Below are 18,246 nucleotides of genomic sequence, written 5' to 3' on the forward strand. Positions count from 1 at the left end.
TGCGCCTCCTCTGCACAGTGGAGTGTGAAATCCCTTCTCGCGGGGGATGCCGGGTGCGGTGCCATCTCGTACGGTTGAAGTAACAGGAGACGGGATCAGGATGCTGCAGGTCGACAGGGTAACCAAGACGTACGGCGGCCGTACCGCGCTGAGCGAGGTGAGCTTTGGCGTTGGGGAGGGCCGCATCACCGGCTTCGTCGGTGCGAACGGCGCGGGCAAGACCACGGCGATGCGCATTATTCTCGGGGTGTTGTCCGCCGACTCCGGAATGGTCAGCCTTGGTGGGTCGGCGCTCACCGCCAGTGACCGGCGCATTTTCGGCTATATGCCCGAAGAGCGTGGTCTCTATCCCAAGATGAAGGTCGGCGAGCAGATCAGCTATTTTGGTCGGCTTCACGGCATGACCGCGCGTGACGCCTCGGCGAGCACGGCCAGTCTGCTCGAGCGTCTCGACCTTGCCGCCCGGTCAAACGATACCGTCGACAGTCTCTCCCTCGGCAACCAGCAGCGCGCGCAAATCGCCGCCGCCCTTGTGCACAAGCCCGAGGTGCTTGTACTCGACGAGCCGTTCTCCGGACTCGATCCCCTCGGAGTGGATTCCGTGCTCACGGTGCTGCGGGATGCCGCATCCGACGGCGCCCCCGTGCTGTTTTCGAGTCATCAGCTCGATCTCGTCGAACGCCTCTGCGATGACCTCGTGATCATCGCCAATGGCGAGATCCGCGCGAGTGGCTCCCGCGGACAGCTGCAGCAAGAATACGGCCGCGACCGCTACGAACTCGACGTCGACGGAGATCTCGGCTGGCTCCGCGAGGCGCCCGGTGTCACCGTCATCGACTTCGACGGCGGCCACGCGCTGTTCGAGACGGCGGATGCCGCCGTCGCCCAGTCCGTTCTGAAACGCGCCGTCGCGGACGGTGCGGTACAGCGGTTCGGTCCGCGACATCCATCCCTCGCCCAGATCTTCCGGGAGGTCATCCAGTGAGCACCACCGCCCCCACTTTCCTGCAGAGCACGCTTCTCGTGTCTAATCGCGAGATCACGGTGCGGCTTCGCAGTAAGGCGTTCCTCATTTCGACGGGCATCCTGCTCCTTGCCGTTCTGGCGTCGATCGTGATTGGCAGCATCGTGAGCGCCAATGCGGAGCCGGCGAAGATCGCCGTGCAGCGCTCGGTGATCAACGCGCTGCCCGACCTGCCGCAGTTTGCGAGAACGGATGTCGACACTCGCGCTGAAGCGGAGAAGCTGGTGCGCTCGGGAGCCGTCGAAGCGGCCATCGTGTCGAACTCCTCGGTCTCCAAGCTCGGCATCACCGTCATCGCTCGCGACTCGCCTCCCGCTGCGGTGGTCGCCGCCGTAAGCGTGACGCCCGATGTCGTCGTGCTCGAGCCCTCCAAGCAGAATCCGTTGCTGATCTACATCGTCTCGCTCGGCTTCGGGATCGTGTTCTTTTTGTCGGCTGTCACCTTCGGGTCCACCATCGCGCAGAGTGTCGTGGAGGAGAAGGCCACACGCGTGGTCGAGATCCTCATGTCGGCAATCCCGGTGCGCACCCTGCTCGCGGGCAAGGTTCTCGGCAACAGCATCCTTGCCTTTGGCCAGATCGCGCTCATTGCGATCCTCTCCGGCGTTGGGTTGTTAGTCACCGGGCAGTCCGCACTGCTCGGCGCCCTCGGCCCGTCGATCAGCTGGTTCATCGTGTTCTTCGCCTTCGGGTTCGTGCTGCTCGCTGCTCTGTTCGCCGCCGCCGCGTCCCTGGTCTCCCGGCAGGAGGATATGGCCTCGGTCACCTCCCCGGTCACGACGCTCGTGATGGTGCCCTACCTGCTCGTGATCCTCTTCAACGACAATCCGATTGTGCTCGGCATCATGTCATATGTGCCGTTTTCTGCTCCGGTTGGCATGCCGATGCGCATCTTCCTCGGTACCGCCCAGTGGTGGGAGCCGCTGCTGTCCCTGGCGATCCTCCTGGTCTCGACGGCATTCGTCATTGTGATCGGCGCACGCATCTATGAGAACGCGGTGCTCCGGATGGGCGGCCGGGTGAAGCTGCGCGAGGCGCTGGCCCGCTGAGCAGCGGGGACGGACACCATGCGGGTGGCAGACTGGGGTAATGACCACGCTTCATGACACGAACTACCGCGGCTTCGCCTCAGATAACTACGCGGGAGCCCACCCCGAAGTGATCGCCGCGATCGCAGACGCCAATGGCGGCCACCAGATCGCCTACGGTGAGGATGTCTATACGGCCCGCCTGCAGGAGGTCATCAGGGAGCACTTCGGCGAGCAGGCCGAGGCCTTCCCCGTCTTCAACGGGACCGGCGCTAATGTCACGGCACTGACGTCTGTTTTGCCTCGGTGGGGTGCCGTCATCGCCACCGCGACCGCGCACATCCACACGGACGAGAATGGCGCCCCCGAACGCATCAGCGGCCTCAAACTGCTCACCGTCCCGGCCCCCGACGGCAAGCTCACTGTCGAGCTGATCGACCGCGAGGCCTGGGGCTGGGGTGACGAGCACCGCGCACAACCGCTCGCGGTGAGTATCACACAGACGACAGAGCTCGGCACGCTGTACTCGGTCGATGAGGTGCGGGCCATTGCAGAGCACGTGCACTCGAAGGGGATGGTGCTGCACATGGATGGCGCGCGCGTCTCGAACGCTGCCGCGGCGCTCGGGGTGCCCTTTCGCGACTTCACAACGGATGCTGGCGTAGACATCCTGAGCTTCGGCGGCACCAAGAACGGGCTTCTCTACGGCGAGGCCATCGTGGTGCTGAACCCGCAGATCACCGAAGGCCTCATGTTCCTGCGCAAGCTCAACATGCAGCTGTCATCGAAGATGCGCTTCGTCTCTGCACAGCTTGTGGCACTGCTGACCGACGACCTCTACCGTCGTTCAGCCAGCCACGCCAACGCAATGGCCGGCCACTTACGTCGCACTCTCGACGACGCAATTGCGCAAGGACGCATCCACAATCTCACGTTCAGCCAGAAGACGACCGCCAACGCGGTGTTCGCCGTGCTTCCCCACGAGTCGTCAGACCGGTTGAAGGAGAAGTTCCGCTTCTACGACTGGGACCGGGCAGCAAACGAAGTGCGCTGGATGACCGCGTTCGACACCACAGAAGCAGACGTGGACGCATTCGTCGCCGCAATCGTGGAGGAAATGGGGGCGTAGCCGCGCCGCATCCGCCCCACCCTGCTCCGCATCCGCCCCACCACCTACCATTTTTACGACCACCACCCTGTTTCGACAGGGGGGTGGTAGTAAAAACGGGAGATGGTCAACCAGGCCCACGGCGAGCGACCAGGCCCGCGGCGAGAGACTATGGCCGCAGGAGCACCTTCACCGCGCGACGATCGTCCATTGCGGCATAGGCTTGCTCAACCTCATCCAGCGGCAATTCGAGGTCGAATACCCGCCCGGGGTTGATAGCTCCGGAGAGCACCTCCGGCAGCAGTTCCTCGATGTAATTGCGCACGGGCGCAACACCGCCGCCGACACCGATATTGGCGCCGAAGAGGGTGCGAATCGGCAACTCGGACCCACCATTGGGCACACCGACATAACCCACCCGACCTCCGGGACGGGCAGAGCGGATCGCCTGGTCCATCGATTCCTTGGTTCCGACGCACTCCAGAACACGATCGGCTCCCACGCCGCCGAGCAGCTCTTTGACGCGGGCGACACCATCATCACCGCGTTCCTCGACGATGTCAGTGGCTCCGAACTCCGTCGCCAGCGCCTGCCGGTCGGCATGACGGGACATGGCGATGATGCGCGTGGCGCCAAGCCTCTTCGCCGCGATGATCGCGCAGAGACCGACCGCGCCGTCCCCCACCACTACGACGGAGTCGCCATGGGTTACCCCCGCCGAGAGGGCCGCGTGATGTCCTGTACCCATCACGTCGGCAAGAGTGAGAAGGCCGGGAATCTGGTCCGGCGTTGGCTGCATAGCAGTGGCGACAAGCGTGCCGTCAGCGTGCGGCACACGCACGAACTCCCCCTGGGCACCGTCGGCGAACCCGCCGAGGCGGTCATCCGCGCCCCACCAGCCGCCGTCGAGGCAGGAGGTGCTCACGCCGTTGAGGCAGTTCACGCAGGTCATGTCGCAGTCGTAGAACGGCGCGATCACAAAGTCACCGACACGGATCTTCGAGACATCCGCCCCGACTTGGGTGACGACCCCCACGAACTCGTGCCCGATGCGGTGCGGATGCTTCGTCGGGGTCACCCCCCGATAGGGCCAGAGGTCCGAACCGCAGACACAGGCCGCGACGACCTTGACGATGGCGTCTCCGCCGGTGGAAAGCTGGGGGTCTGGAACCTCTTCGAGGCGGATGTCACCCTCGCCATGAATAACTGTTGCGCGCATCTATCCAGCGTAATTCACCGGTCGAGTGCACACGGACATCGGGTGTAGGCGAACACCGCGTGGGTGAGACAGACACGGGCGCGCCGCTATTCGATCGGCGGCGCATCCCCCCTGCGGATGCTGAGCGCGTCGGTCTCCGAGTCGAGGTCGACCACCACGATGTCCCCGTCGCGGATCTCGCCGCTGAGCAGCGCCGTTGCGAGGGTGTCGTCGATCTCGTGCTGCATCAGCCGGCGAAGCGGGCGCGCTCCGTAGCTGGGGTCGTAGCCGCGTTCGGCGAGCCAGCTGCGAGCATCCGGAGTCACCGCAAGGTCGAGCCGGCGGTCCTGCAGGCGCCGGGTGAGCCGGTCGATGTAGAGCTCAACGATCTGGGCGAGGTCATCCCGGGAGAGGGCGCTGAAGATCACGATGTCGTCGAGGCGGTTGAGGAACTCCGGCTTGAAGGCCTGTCGCACCATCGCGTTGACGGCATCCTCCTTCGCCTCCGCGCTCAGCGTCTGGTCGACCAGGTACTGGCTACCGAGATTAGAGGTGAGGATGAGGATCACGTTGCGGAAGTCCACGGTGCGACCCTGGCCATCGGTGAGCCGCCCGTCGTCGAGCACCTGCAGCAACACGTCGAAGACGCCACTGTGCGCCTTTTCAACCTCATCGAGGAGAACGACGGAATAGGGGCGTCGACGCACCGCCTCGGTGAGCTGGCCACCCTGCTCATAGCCGATGTAGCCGGGAGGGGCACCGAGCAGCCGTGCGACCGAATGCCGCTCACCGTACTCGCTCATGTCGATGCGCACCATCGCCTTCTCGTCATCGAAAAGAAATTCGGCGAGGGCTTTAGCGAGCTCGGTCTTACCGACGCCGGTGGGTCCGAGGAACAGGAACGATCCGGTCGGCCGATCGATGTCGGCGATCCCCGCGCGCGATCGGCGCACCGCATCCGCCACCGCACGAACCGCCGGCTTTTGACCGACGAGGCGCTTGCCGAGCTCATTCTCGAGATTGAGCAGCTTCTCGGTCTCACCCTGCAGGAGGCGACCGACCGGAATACCGGTCCAGGCCGCGACGACGGCCGCAATATCTTCCTCGGTCACCTGCTCGTTCACCATGCGCGGTTCGGTTGTCTCCACCGATTCGGCGGCGGCGATATCGCGCTCGATCTTCTTGATTACCTCGTAGTCGAGGCGAGAGGCATCTTCGTAGCGACCCTCGCGCATGGCGCGATCAAGCCCGATCCGAGCGTCGTTGAGGCGCATCCGCAGGTCTCCGACGCCCTGCAGTGACGCCTTCTCTGCGGCCCACCGCTCGTTGAGGCCGTCCAGCTTGTCTTGCCTCTCGGCCATCTCGGTGCGCAGCTTCTCGAGGCGCGCCTTCGAGGCGGCATCCTTCTCTTTCTTGAGGGCGAGCTCGGTCAGCTTCATCCGGTCGATCGCGCGCTTGAGCTGGTCTATCTCCACCGGAGAGGAATCGATCTCCATCTTGAGTCGACTTGCCGCCTCGTCGACGAGGTCAATTGCTTTGTCAGGGAGCTGACGTCCACTGATATAGCGGTTGCTGAGGGATGCGGCAGCCACGAGCGCAGAGTCCGCGATGGCCACTTTATGGTGTGCCTCATACCGGCCCTTGAGCCCGCGCAGGATGGCAATGGTGTCTTCGACCGATGGCTCGCCAACAAACACTTGCTGGAATCGCCGCTCGAGGGCAGCATCCTTCTCGATGTATTGGCGGTATTCATCCAGCGTGGTCGCGCCGATGAGACGCAGCTCGCCACGCGCGAGCATCGGCTTCAGCATGTTGGATGCCGCAACCGAGCCCTCACCGCCGCCCGCACCCATGAGCGTGTGAAGCTCGTCGACGAAGGTGATGATCTCACCTTCGGCGTCGTTGATCTCCTTGAGTACCGCCGTGAGACGCTCCTCGAACTCGCCACGGTACTTGGCACCGGCGACCAGGGATGCGACGTCGAGTGACACCAGACGCTTGCCCTTGAGAGAGTCGGCCACATCTCCGGCCACGATGCGCTGGGCGAGCCCCTCGACCACCGCGGTCTTTCCGACGCCCGGCGCGCCGATCAGCACGGGATTGTTCTTGGTGCGTCGGGTGAGCACCTGGCTCACCCGACGAATCTCCGCATCCCGACCGATCACCGGGTCGAGCTTGCCGGTGCGCGCGATTGCGGTGAGGTCGACACCGTACTTCTCGAGAGCGGTCTGCCGGTCTTGATCAGCGGCGGAAGCGCCTTGCAGATTGGCCATTCGGGTTACCTTTCCCCACGCGAGTCGGGATCGCTCGCGCTCGTCGGTAGTGCTGCGGGCACGCGTCTCCTGGACGACGTGACCGTGAACTTGGTGTTCCGCACCACCTCACGGGTAGAGCCGATCACCGACTCGAGGGTCGGCCGATAGGCGAGGTGCGAGTTATAAACGGTCCAGAGCTCTCCCCCGGGACGCAGTACGCGCGCCGCATCCCGGAACAAGCGATCGGCGAGTCCGGTGTGCACTGTCGCTCCCACGTGGAATGGCGGGTTGAGCACGATGAGGTCTGCACTCGCGTCGGGCTGCGACCTGAGGCCGTCATCCCGCACCACGGTGACCCGGTCGGAGAGGCCGTTCGCCTGCATGGTGGCGAGGGAGGATGCCACTGCCGCGGCCGACTGGTCGGTGGCAATTACCGCGAGGGTGGGCCGGGACCGCGCAAGGGTTGCCGCGAGGATGCCCGTGCCGCTGCCGAGATCGATGGCTGTCACCGCATCGGCACGCACACCATCGAGCACGGAGACCAGTAGCCGGGTACCGAGATCGAGCTTTGCGCCTGCGAAAACGGCGCCGTGGGCGCAGACCCAGAGCCCGAGCTCATCGTGATATTCACGAACGGGGAACTGGAGCACCGAGGACTCGCTGGTTGCGGCGAGCGGCTCCCGGACGATCAGCACGCGGGACTTCTGGCGCGCGAGCGAGACATCCAGCCTGCCGAAGTGTTTCGTCAGCACAGCATTCATCGTCAGGGAGAGGTGCTTGATGCGTCCACCGGCGAAGACGACAACGCCAGGATCGGCCCAGCGCACGATCTCACCCGCGATCTCGTCGAGCTCGGCCAACGAGCGCGGCACCTGCAGCAGCACGACGGTCGCGCCGAGGAGCAACTCGCGGCCGAGCGGTAAGTTGCGGACCTCGGTCGTGACGCCGCGGGCATTCGCCGACAGCGCGGCCTCTCCCACGAGAGCATCCTGGAACACTCGCACTGCGGTCGCGCCGAGGTGTGCCGCAGCTCCGATCGCGAGCGCACCGTAATGGTCGTTGATCACGACGACAGAGCCCGGCGGGGCTGAGGCGACGGTGTCGGATGCCTCATCGAGAATGAGGCGATCGCTGGCATCCACCGCAAACAGGTTGGGCGCCTCCACGTCGGGCCAGCGGCGCAGGCGATCCAGATCGATGTCAGGCACGCGTTGCACTCGGTGTTCCGGTGATAACTGTGGGGGGATACTCGGTATTCATCGGTGCCTCAGTCGTGGTCACGTGGTCGCCAGACCACGAGTTGGGTGTTGCGCTTTGCACGGGTTCCGGCTCGCAGTGAAACCACCTCGCCGGTTCCTCCGCCGGCGAAGACCCGGTTGCCCGGGCGCGACAGCAGCTCATCGGCGAGCACGTGCTCGAGTTCCCGCACGCGATCGGCGAGAGCAGCAACCTGGTTTTCGAGCTGCAGGATCCGTTTGATGCCTTCGAGGCTCACACCCTCGGTTCCCAGCCGCGCGATCTCGCGCAACTGCATGACATCCCGCATCGAATACCGGCGGGACAGCCCGGAGGTGCGCTGGGGGACCACCAACTCGAGGCGGTCGTACTGACGCAGTGTCTGCGGATGCATCCCCGCGAGTTCAGCCGCGATCGCGATCGGGAAGACAGGATCGGTCGCTTCCATTGCCGTGCCTCTTCCGCTCAGGACCGCGACTTGGCGATCAGGTCGGCGCGGGGGTTTTCGTCGGGTTGCAGTGCGGCGAATTTCTCCAGCACCTCGCGGGCATCCGCGGTCAGGTGCGCGGGGACAGCGACCTGCACGGTCGCCAGCAGATCACCAACACCTTTATCGGTGGTGACACCGCGTCCCTTGACCCGCAGGATTCGACCGGATGGCGTTCCCGCGGCCACCCGCAGCTTCACCGGGTCACCACCGAGAGTTGGCACCTCGATGGTCGCGCCGAGCGCCGCCTCAGTAAAGGTGACCGGCACATCCACCCGCAGGTTGAGTCCGTCGCGTTCGAACACCGGATGCCGACGCACGGTTACCGTAAGGGTCAGGTCGCCTGGCAGTCCACCGTCGTAACTCGGCTCCCCTTTGCCCCGGAGGCGGATCTTCTGACCGTCGCTCACTCCGGCCGGAATCTTCACGCTGATCGGCTTACCCTCCGCGGGCTGCAGCTTCACCGTGTCACCTTTGATGGCCGTGAGAAAGTCGAGAGTGGTGGCGGCCGTCTGGTCGCGGCCGCGTGTCGGGCCGCCAGCTCCCCGGAATCCGCCGGAGGACTGGCCGTAGCCGCCCTGGCCGAACATGCCGCTGAAGATGTCATCGAAACCGCCCGAACCGCCGGGACGCTGTCCACCGCGCTGGCCGCCCTGGCCGAACATGCCGCCGAAGACATCCTCGAATCCGGCACTCTGGCCGGGCGCACCGGAAGTGAATCGAGCGCGGCCCGGGCCCATGGCCCGCATCTGGTCATACTCCTTGCGCTGTTCAACGTCGGCGAGAACGGAGTTCGCCTCGCTGATCTCCTTGAACTTCGTCTCGGCTGCCGCATTGCCCGGGTTGGAGTCCGGGTGATATTTGCGGGCGAGCTTACGATAGGACTTCTTCAGTTCTGCCGCGGTGACATCTTTGGAGACACCGAGAACGGCGTAGAAGTCCTTATCGAACCAATCCTGGCTGGCCACAGGCGCCTCCTTTCGTACCTGGTCGGTGATCGACCGGTTCGCTGCGCGAGAAGTGTCGAGATCGGATCCCGACACCTCTCGCTGCACGATCTACTTGATCAGCATTAGTTCTTCTATTCTGCGGGTACCGCGACTGCTACTTTGGCAGGTCGCAGCAGGCGTTCACCGAGCTTGTAGCCCGGAGCGATCACGTCGGCGACGGTGTTGACCGTCACCCCCGGTGTCGGCAACTGAACGAGTGCTTCGTGCTGGTGAGGGTCGAACACGTCGCCCTTCTCCCCGACTACGGTGAGCCCGAACTTCTCGAGGCTCGCGCGCAGTTTGGCCACGATGACCACCATGGGCCCCTCCGCGAGATCACCGTGAGCCTCAGCGAGTGACAGGTCGTCGAGCACAGGGAGCAGTGACTTCACCACCTCGGCTATGTTCACCTCCCGGTTCGCCTCCCGGTCACGCTCGACGCGCTTGCGGTAATTGGCGAACTCGGCCTGCACGCGCTTGAGATCTCCGAGGATCTCGGCAGCTGGGTCATTCGCCGCTGGAACTGTACCCGCATCGGGGTCTCCGGCGAGGAAGGCGAGATCGTCGTCGGTGAACGAGGTCTCGACATCCGGACCCTGTGCTTCGATCAGGCCCTCGGCCAGAGCTGCAGCCTCCGCCGCCGCCACTGCCTCAGCCCTCGCGTTCTCGTCATCACCGGATCCCTTACCGGCTTTCGGATTCTTGTTGGCTGCCATCAGCGTTACTTCTTGCCCTGTGCCTTGTCAGAATCCGACTTGTCAGAACCGGACTTGCCCGAGTCCGACTTGTCAGCACCGGGCTTACCGGCCTCCGGCTCGTCTTCGACGACCTCGGCATCCACGATGTCCTCATCGCCTGCGCCGGGTGCCTGCTCGCCTTCGGCTGCACCCTCGGACGACGCTGCGGCTTGCTCCTGGGAGTAGATCGCTTCGCCAAGCTTCTGCTGGCTGACGGTGAGTTTCTCGAAAGCGGCCTTCAGGGCCGTGTCGTCCTCACCGGCGAGCGCGCTCTTCAGGGCGTCGACATCGGCCTGCACATCTGCTTTCACATCATCCGGAAGCTTGTCGGCATTGTCCTTGATGAGCTTGTCGGTGGAATAGGCGAGCTGCTCTGCGGTGTTGCGGGTCTCGGCGGTTGCGCGCCTTTCCTTGTCCTCCGCGGCGTGCTCCTCCGCCTCGCGCACCATGCGCTCGATGTCATCCTTCGACAGCGATGAACCTCCGGTGATCATCATCGACTGCTCCTTGCCGGTGCCCTTGTCCTTAGCGGACACGTGCACGATGCCGTTGGCGTCGATATCGAAGGTAACCTCGACCTGCGGTATGCCGCGGGGCGCGGGGGCGATGCCCTGCAACTCGAAGGTTCCGAGGTTCTTGTTATCGCGGGTGAACTCGCGCTCACCCTGGAATACCTGGATCGCCACGGACGGCTGGTTGTCATCCGCGGTGGTGAAGGTCTCGCTGCGCTTGGTGGGGATGGCCGTGTTGCGCTCGATGAGTTTGGTCATGATGCCGCCCTTGGTCTCGATACCGAGACTGAGGGGGGTCACATCGATCAGCAGCACATCCTTGCGCTCGCCCTTCAGCACGCCGGCCTGGAGGGCCGCGCCAACGGCGACGACCTCATCCGGGTTGACGCCCTTATTCGGCTCGCGGCCATTTGTCAACTTCTTGACAAGCTCAACAACAGCAGGCATGCGGGTAGATCCACCAACGAGAACCACGTGGGCGACATCCTCGACCTTGATCCCGGCCTCTTTGATGACGTCGGTGAATGGCTTGCGGGTGCGCTCGAGCAGGTCTGCGGTGAGCTCTTCGAACTTGGCGCGGCTGAGCGTCTCATCGAGGTTGGCCGGGCCGTTCTCCGTCAGGGAGAGATAGGGCAGCTGGATGCTCGTGCTCATGGAGCTCGAGAGCTCCTTCTTCGCCTGCTCCGACGCCTCCTTGAGACGCTGCTTCGCAATCTTGTCGCCCGAAACATCCACGCCGGTCGAATCTTTGAAGCGCTTGATCAGGTAGTCGACGACGCGCTGGTCCCAGTCGTCTCCACCGAGGCGGTTGTCGCCGGAGGTGGAACGCACCTGGATAGTGGAGAAGTCGTCGTCCTTGCCCACTTCGAGCAATGACACGTCGAAGGTTCCGCCACCGAGGTCGAAGACCAGGATGAGCTCGTCTTCCTTACCTTTGTCGAGGCCGTAGGCCAGAGCGGCCGCGGTCGGCTCGTTGATGATGCGAAGCACGTTGAGTCCGGCGATCTCACCGGCCTCCTTGGTGGCTTGGCGCTCGGCGTCGTTGAAGTAGGCGGGAACAGTGACGACGGCGTCGGTCACTGCTTCTCCGAGGTACTGCTCTGCATCACGCTTGAGCTTGGCCAGGATGCGCGCGGAGATCTCCTGCGGGGTGTACTTCTTCCCGTCGATGTCGACGGTCCAGTCGGTGCCCATGTGGCGCTTGACCGACGAGATCGTTCGATCGACGTTGGTGACGTTCTGGCGCTTCGCGGTCTCACCGACCAGCACCTCTCCGTCCTTGGTGAAGGCGACGACAGACGGCGTCGTGCGAAATCCTTCGGCGTTCGTGATGACGGTGGGTTCTCCACCCTCGAGGACCGAGACGACGGAGTTCGTGGTTCCGAGGTCAATACCTACTGCTCGAGCCATGTGCGCTTTCTCCTTGCTTGTGCGGTGCTGCGTTGGGACTGTTTATTGAGATTCAGAGTGGAACTTGAGTCCCACATACTCAAGTTTGAAACCTGTGGATAACTTTGTCAAGCCGAAACCGCAAAACTTGAGTCGATCCGGCTCAACTATCAGTTTCACGCTGTTTGCGCTCTGCCGGTCGCTCGGTTTGTCGCTCGGTTTGTCGCTCGGGAGCGTCGCGGCATAGGTTGATCAGACGGCCATCCACAATCGGCCACCCCAGTGACACCGTCGCACCGGGGGTTTTTTACAACAAGCTGGAGTCAGATGACTGCCCCGCGAAAGAGTGAGACCACGCCCCCCACCACGGGCGAACGCACCCTCTCCAAGACACTCAAACCGCGTCACCTGTCGATGATCGCCATCGCCGGCGTCATCGGTGCCGGACTGTTCGTCGGATCGGGCGCCGCTATCCAACAGGCCGGACCGGGGATACTCGTGGCCTATGCAGCCGCAGGTGTCGTGGTGATCCTGGTGATGCGGATGCTGGGAGAGATGGCCTCTGCCAACCCGGAGACCGGCTCGTTCTCCGCCTATGCCGACCGCGCGCTCGGCCGCTGGGCCGGGTTCAGCATCGGCTGGCTCTACGCCTGGTTCTGGATCATTGTTCTCGGTATCGAAGCCACTGCGGGTGCCGCGATCGTGCACCGGTGGATCCCCAGCGTCGACCAGTGGATCTGGGCGCTGATCCTGATGGTGCTGCTCACCCTCACCAACGTCGCCTCGGTGAAGTCCTTCGCCGAGTTCGAATTCTGGTTCGCTTCGATCAAGGTTGCTGCGATTGCGATCTTCCTGGTGCTCGGCGTCATCGCTATTGTCGGCTTGATGCCGGGTGTGGATGCGCCGGGCCTCGACAATCTCACCGGTCGCGGTGGGTTCTTCCCGAACGGTGGCGGGGCGGTTCTCGGCGGTGTGCTCGTGGTCGTGTTCTCGTTCTTCGGCGCCGAGATCGCGACCATCGCCGCTGGTGAGTCGGAACATCCGGTCGACGCCGTGAAAAAGGCGGTGCGTTCGACTGTCTGGCGAATTCTGATCTTCTATATCGGTTCCATCGCCATTGTCGTGACGCTGTTGCCCTGGGATTCGGCGTCCGTCGCCAAGAGTCCGTATGTTGCCGCGATCGAGTTGTACGGCATTCCCGGGGCAGGGACGATCATGGACGTGATCGTGCTTGTCAGCGTTCTGTCCTGCCTGAACTCGGGCCTCTATACGGCAAGCCGGATGCTGTTCTCACTGTCGGTTCGCGGCGACGCGCCCCGGAGCTGGTCGACAATCTCGAAGCGGGGCGTGCCGCGCAGTGCCGTGCTCGCCTCGACCGTCGTGGGGTTCTTGACCGTCGGTATGAACTACCTCGCCCCCGACACCGTGTTCCTGTTCCTGGTCAACACCTCCGGCGCAATTGCCCTGTTCGTGTGGCTTGTCATCGCGACCTCCCAGCTGATTCTTCGCCGTCGGATGAGTCGCACGGAATCAGCAGCCCTCGAGCTGAAGATGTGGGCTTTCCCCTACCTCACCTGGGTAGCGATCATCGGCATCGTCGGCCTGCTGGTAGGCATGATGGTGCTGCCGGAGACGCGGCAGTCGCTCGTGCTCTCGCTGCTGCTCGCCGCCATCCTGGTCTCGTTCGGCCTCTGGCGGTATCGTGGCGCCCGGAGCCGTGCCCGGTGATCCCGAGGTCACAGCAGGTCTAACGGCACATTCCCGTCCGCAAGCCGGGCGGGATCGACGACATTGGCACGGCGGATGATGCCCTGCACTGCGTCGTTCACGTCCCACACATTCACATTCATTCCGGCGACGACACGACCACCGGCCAGCCAGAACGCAATGAATTCACGCCCGGCGCGATCTCCGCGATAGACAACATCTGCTCCCTGGGCCAGGGGGCCGAACCCTGAATACTCCATCCCGAGATCGAACTGATCGGTATAGAAGTATGGGATGTCGTCGTAGGACACCTCCTCGCCGAGCATCGAGCGGGCGGCAGCCTTGCCGCCGTTGCGGGCGTTCGCCCAGTGCTCACTGCGCAGATGCATCCCGGCCACGGGGTGATACGCATTCGCGACATCGCCAGCCGCGTAGATGTCTGACTCGCTCGAGACGAGGGACGCATCCACCAGCACGCCGTTGTCGATTGCGAGGCCGGCGGCATCGGCAAGCCCGGTGTTCGCAATCACCCCGATTGCGACGAGCACGAGGTCAGCCGCAATCACCTCTCCGCCCGCGAGTACAACGCCCGTTACCCGACCATCCGCACCGGCGATGCTCTCGACGACGACGGAGGGCCGGAGGTCGACGCCATTTTCGGTGTGCAGCTCAGCGAATACAGTGCCGAGCTCATCGCCGAGCGCGTTAGCCAGAGGGATCGGGTTTCGCTCGAGAATCGTGACCTCATTGCCGAGGGTTCTGGCGGTCGCCGCTACCTCCATGCCGATCCAACCGGACCCAATCAGAACAAGACGTCGGCCGCCCTCTGCCAGCAGGGGGCGCAGTGCTTCAGCATCGTCGAGCGTGCGCAGGTGGTGCACGCCAGCCAGGTCGGCATTCGCAATCGTCAGCCGCCGCGGGGCCGAGCCCGTGGCGAGCAACAGCTTCTCGTATCCGATCGGTGCGGAGTTCTCGATGGCGAGGAGATGCTGTGCCGGATGCACGGCAGTGACCGCCGTGCCCGTAAGCAGTTCGATGTCGTTTTCGGCGTACCAGGCTTCGGGATCAACGAAGACCGACTGCCGGTCGGCCGAACCGCTGAGGTAATCCTTCGACAGCGGCGGGCGGATATACGGTCGATGCGCTTCGGAACCGATGAGCCTGATGCGGCCGAGAAAGCCGCGCTCGCGAAGCTCACGAACTGCCGAAGCGCCGGCGAGACCGGCTCCTACGATGACACAACCTTCGGAATCTGGCATGGTGCTTCCTGTCCTTTGCGATTGACGAACGGTGTGCCGACCTTAGGAGCTCAACCTGAGGAATCGTTCCACCACACGCGGATGGTGCCATGTCCGCCTACGACAGCGCCTGCGACACCGCCTACGACACCGCGCGTCGCGCCGTCACCGCGTAGAGCGGATCCCCCCGATACCCCCGTGCCGCGGGCGTACGAAGACCCACTCGCGCGTCAGTGAATGCTCCGGCTCGAGAAAGATAATCGACCACGATGGCGCAACGACCTTCATCATCCGTGTCGAGCCAACCGCGAATCGCTTTGGTCGGAAAGCATCGGTTCGAGAAGGTGATGACGACCTGGCCGCCCGGCCGCAACACTCGTGCGGCCTCTCGGAGCACCTCGACGGGTCGCACGAGATAGTCGATCGATACGCAGCACAGCACCGCATCGAAAGACTCGTCGGCGAACGGAAGAAGCGGATCGACATTCAGGTTTTGTACGACACGCTCGGTGGCCATCGGGTTGGCGTCGAGCTCCGCCGCGTTCATCCCCAACACGACCAGTTCGTGCGGGGCGGTGCGCAGATGCGACACCCACGACGACATCAGATCGAGTACCCGCCAGCGAGCGTCTGACGATCCATCGATTCCGAGCTGCGCGTACAGCTCGGAGACAGCACTGATCGCGGCGGCATCAATGTGGGTGACGAGCCTCGGCGGCCGGTAAAAGACAGCATCGGACGTGGGGTCACCACGCTCGAAGAACCCGGCGGGGTAGCCCTGATCGATTTCGTTCACGGATCAATGATGCATCAGGGCTTCTGCGATGGTGGGGTCATCGAGGTCTCCACGAGATAAACGCACCCGGGTGTCCAGAAACGCCGCCTAAACTATTGGGGGAGTTTCTGGATGCCATCCACGCTGGGGGGCTATTTCGCGGGGCATGAAAGGACGATTTTATGGTTCCACTGCTCTTTGGGTTTGATTTTCTTGACGCCGATTGGCTGGTTCGGTGGTTCGGACCATTCATCCTCATCGGTGTCGCCAGTGTCGTATTCGTCGAGACTGGATTCATCGTGCTCTCCTTCTTGCCCGGAGACTCGTTGCTGTTCACCGTCGGCCTGCTGACCGCGACCGGCGTCGTGGGAGTGCCGATCTGGGTCACTGCTGCGGTGATTTTCGTTGCCGCCTTCGCCGGGGACCAATTGGCCTTTTACATCGGGCTCAAGGCCGGGCCAGCCGTCTTTGCACGCGAGCAGAGTCGGTTTTTCAACCCCGCGAACGTCGAGCGGACGAACGCTTTTTTCGACAAGCATGGTGGCAAGGCCATCGTCATGGCCCGGTTCCTGCCGGTGTTCCGTGCCTTCGTGCCGGTGGCGGCAGGGGTGGGCCGCATGCGTTACCGCACCTTCGTGACCTTCAACTTGGTCGGCGCCTTCCTGTGGGGCGTTGGGCTCACGCTGGTCGGCTTCTTCCTGGGACAGATCGACTTCGTCGCCGAGTACGCGGAGTACTTCATCATCGCAATCGTGCTGATTTCCGGCATCCCGATCCTGTTCGAGCTCTACCGGGCGGGGCGTGCCCGCCTTTCGGCACGCGGACGTAAGCCGGCCGACCTCGCCACCGACCCCGCCACTGACCCCGCTGCCGAGATCGTTTCCGACACGGCGTCGGTGGTCGACTGACGCGATCTGCTCAGGCGCGGAGGGTGCGAAACACGATTCTGGTGTTGTGCCCACACAACCGGTGAAAATCCGCGCAGTGGACTCCGTGGAACGTGGCTGGTAATTCGCTTGAGACCACTATTGTGTGGTCATGTCGGACAGCGATCCTCTAAGCCCCTCGAGTGCGCAACCCACCCGCAGCGGGGTGAACGCCACCGCGATCACCGTTGCTGGGCTGGACCTGCAGGAGGGCAAGATAATCCCGCGCAGCTGGGTTGTGGCCTGGGCATTCTGGGATTGGGGCGGGGCAGCATTCAACGCCGTCATCACCACATTCGTCTTCACGGTCTACCTCACCTCGAGTTACTTCGTTGATCCTGCACTCATCGCCGCCCGCGACGCCGAAGCCTCGCCCACCGGCACCGCGCATCGCGCATACGCCGCAGCCGAAGCATCCCTCTCCGCGGGCCTGGGTGGCGGGCTCGCGATCGCCGGACTGGTTGTGGCACTCATTGCACCCGTTCTCGGGCAGCGGACGGATGGTTCGGGACGCCGCAAACTCTGGCTCGCCATCAATACCGGGGTCGTCGTCGTAATGACCGCCCTGATGTTTTTCGTCGAGGGGAAGCCCACATTTTTCCTGCTTGGCGTCGGTCTCGTCTCGGTCGGCACGATCTTCTATGAGATCGCGACCGTGAACTACAACGCGATGCTTGTGCAGGTTTCCACGCCGAGAACCGTTGGCAGGGTATCCGGGCTCGGCTGGGGGGCCGGCTATCTCGGCGGCATCGTCCTGCTGCTGTTCGTGCTGCTCGGTCTGGTGGGGCTCACTGCCGACTCGGGCGGGTTCTTCGGCGTGACGCACGACAACGGCCTCAACATCCGCCTCATCGCCGTGATCGCTGCACTGTGGACTCTCGTCTTCTCACTGCCGATCCTGTTTGCCGTGCCGGAGATCAGCCGGGAGAATCGGCGCGTGCGGGTGGGCTTCTTCGCCTCCTACCGCGTATTGGCCCGGGATATCGCGGCACTCTGGCGGGAGTCTCGTAACACTGTGCTGTTCCTGATTTCGAGCGCGCTATTTCGCGACGGACTGGTCGGCGTGTTCACCTTTGGGGGGATCCTGGCGCAGGGCACCTTCGGATTCTCCAGCAGCCAGGTGATCATTTTCGCGATCGCGGCCAACGTGGTCGCCGGCGTGAGTACCTTCATCTCCGGCGTCTTCGACGACCGGTTCGGCGCGAAACCGGTGATCGTCGTCTCGCTCGTCGGGCTCATCATTGCCGGGCTCGGAGTCTTCCTCGCTCACGATCTCGGACCCAACGCCTTCTGGATCGGTGGGCTCACCCTCTGCCTATTCGTCGGTCCGGCACAGTCCGCCAGCCGCACCTTCCTGGCCCGGATCACCCCGGCGGGACGAGAGGGCGAGGTGTTCGGCCTCTACGCCACCACCGGCCGCGCCGTCAGCTTCCTCGCTCCGGGGCTGTTCACGCTCTTCGTTGCCGTCTCCGGTGCCCAGTACTGGGGCATCCTCGGCATCGTGATCGTGCTGTTGGCGGGCCTCCTGCTGCTGATCCCGGTGAAGGCACGGCTCAACTAGCGCGATTGTTCCCTCCCGTCAGGAATGGGACCGTTCGCGCAGGACAACACCCTTCGAGCAAGAACAAACCCGCAAC

Annotated in this window: 15 protein-coding genes; 6 read left to right on the forward strand and 9 right to left on the reverse strand. The window is 63.8% G+C overall.

Going from position 1 to position 18,246, the window contains the following annotated elements; genetic code table 11:
- Window positions 1-100 precede the first annotated feature (100 nt).
- Genes IWX88_RS10955 through IWX88_RS10965 form a run of 3 tightly spaced genes read left to right on the forward strand, consistent with a single transcriptional unit; the run spans window position 101 to window position 3,181 of the window.
- Window positions 101-985, forward strand: a complete 885-nt coding sequence (locus tag IWX88_RS10955) for an ABC transporter ATP-binding protein (RefSeq protein WP_196830271.1) — start codon at window positions 101-103, stop codon at window positions 983-985.
- Window positions 982-2,073: an ABC transporter permease gene (locus tag IWX88_RS10960; RefSeq protein ID WP_196830272.1), complete on the forward strand. Its 1,092-nt coding sequence runs from the start codon at window positions 982-984 to the stop codon at window positions 2,071-2,073. Before IWX88_RS10955 ends, IWX88_RS10960 begins: the two co-directional genes overlap by 4 nt.
- Window positions 2,074-2,113: 40 nt before the next feature.
- Window positions 2,114-3,181, forward strand: a complete 1,068-nt coding sequence (locus IWX88_RS10965; protein ID WP_196830273.1) for a low specificity L-threonine aldolase — start codon at window positions 2,114-2,116, stop codon at window positions 3,179-3,181.
- A 148-nt stretch (window positions 3,182-3,329) separates the two neighbouring features.
- Here the strand turns inward: IWX88_RS10965 and IWX88_RS10970 are convergent, their stop codons facing one another.
- The 7 genes from IWX88_RS10970 to dnaK all read right to left on the reverse strand — a co-directional run bounded on the left by IWX88_RS10970 (window position 3,330) and on the right by dnaK (window position 11,984).
- A complete protein-coding gene (locus tag IWX88_RS10970) occupies window positions 3,330-4,379 on the reverse strand; it encodes a zinc-dependent alcohol dehydrogenase family protein (protein WP_196830274.1) in 1,050 nt (349 codons plus the stop codon).
- 86 nt (window positions 4,380-4,465) lie between these two features.
- Complete coding sequence (locus IWX88_RS10975; RefSeq protein WP_196830275.1) at window positions 4,466-6,631, reverse strand: ATP-dependent Clp protease ATP-binding subunit; 2,166 nt, start codon at window positions 6,629-6,631, stop codon at window positions 4,466-4,468.
- 5 nt (window positions 6,632-6,636) lie between these two features.
- Complete coding sequence (locus tag IWX88_RS10980; RefSeq protein WP_370568322.1) at window positions 6,637-7,821, reverse strand: class I SAM-dependent methyltransferase; 1,185 nt, start codon at window positions 7,819-7,821, stop codon at window positions 6,637-6,639.
- Between the two features lie 59 nt (window positions 7,822-7,880).
- Window positions 7,881-8,297 (reverse strand): heat shock protein transcriptional repressor HspR, encoded by a 417-nt coding sequence (locus IWX88_RS10985; protein ID WP_196830277.1) that lies wholly within the window; start codon window positions 8,295-8,297, stop codon window positions 7,881-7,883.
- Window positions 8,298-8,314: 17 nt separating this feature from the next.
- Window positions 8,315-9,304: a DnaJ C-terminal domain-containing protein gene (locus tag IWX88_RS10990; protein WP_196830279.1), complete on the reverse strand. Its 990-nt coding sequence runs from the start codon at window positions 9,302-9,304 to the stop codon at window positions 8,315-8,317.
- Between the two features lie 113 nt (window positions 9,305-9,417).
- A complete protein-coding gene (locus tag IWX88_RS10995; RefSeq protein ID WP_196830281.1) occupies window positions 9,418-10,041 on the reverse strand; it encodes a nucleotide exchange factor GrpE in 624 nt (207 codons plus the stop codon).
- A gap of 5 nt (window positions 10,042-10,046) precedes the next feature.
- The gene (gene dnaK, locus IWX88_RS11000; protein WP_196830283.1) at window positions 10,047-11,984 is read right to left on the reverse strand and encodes a molecular chaperone DnaK; all 1,938 of its coding nucleotides are present in this window, start codon (window positions 11,982-11,984) and stop codon (window positions 10,047-10,049) included.
- Between the two features lie 306 nt (window positions 11,985-12,290).
- Here dnaK and IWX88_RS11005 point away from each other — a divergent pair, with 306 nt between their 5' ends.
- A complete protein-coding gene (locus IWX88_RS11005) occupies window positions 12,291-13,691 on the forward strand; it encodes an amino acid permease (protein WP_196830285.1) in 1,401 nt (466 codons plus the stop codon).
- Between the two features lie 8 nt (window positions 13,692-13,699).
- Here IWX88_RS11005 and IWX88_RS11010 read toward each other — a convergent pair whose 3' ends face one another.
- Window positions 13,700-14,929 (reverse strand): NAD(P)/FAD-dependent oxidoreductase, encoded by a 1,230-nt coding sequence (locus IWX88_RS11010; protein ID WP_196830287.1) that lies wholly within the window; start codon window positions 14,927-14,929, stop codon window positions 13,700-13,702.
- 121 nt (window positions 14,930-15,050) lie between these two features.
- Complete coding sequence (locus tag IWX88_RS14285) at window positions 15,051-15,704, reverse strand: class I SAM-dependent methyltransferase (RefSeq protein ID WP_196830289.1); 654 nt, start codon at window positions 15,702-15,704, stop codon at window positions 15,051-15,053.
- A gap of 161 nt (window positions 15,705-15,865) precedes the next feature.
- Between IWX88_RS14285 and IWX88_RS11020 the strand changes: the two genes are divergently transcribed.
- Together IWX88_RS11020 and IWX88_RS11025 are read left to right on the forward strand one after the other, a co-directional pair.
- Window positions 15,866-16,591 carry a DedA family protein gene (locus IWX88_RS11020; RefSeq protein WP_196830292.1) on the forward strand — a complete coding sequence of 242 codons (726 nt, stop codon included), beginning with the start codon at window positions 15,866-15,868 and terminating at the stop codon, window positions 16,589-16,591.
- 130 nt (window positions 16,592-16,721) lie between these two features.
- Window positions 16,722-18,170 carry an MFS transporter gene (locus IWX88_RS11025; protein ID WP_196830294.1) on the forward strand — a complete coding sequence of 483 codons (1,449 nt, stop codon included), beginning with the start codon at window positions 16,722-16,724 and terminating at the stop codon, window positions 18,168-18,170.
- The last annotated feature ends 76 nt before the right edge of the window (window positions 18,171-18,246 follow it).

Origin of the sequence: Frigoribacterium sp. CG_9.8 (assembly GCF_015751965.1) — a bacterium.
GTDB lineage: Bacteria > Actinomycetota > Actinomycetes > Actinomycetales > Microbacteriaceae > Lacisediminihabitans.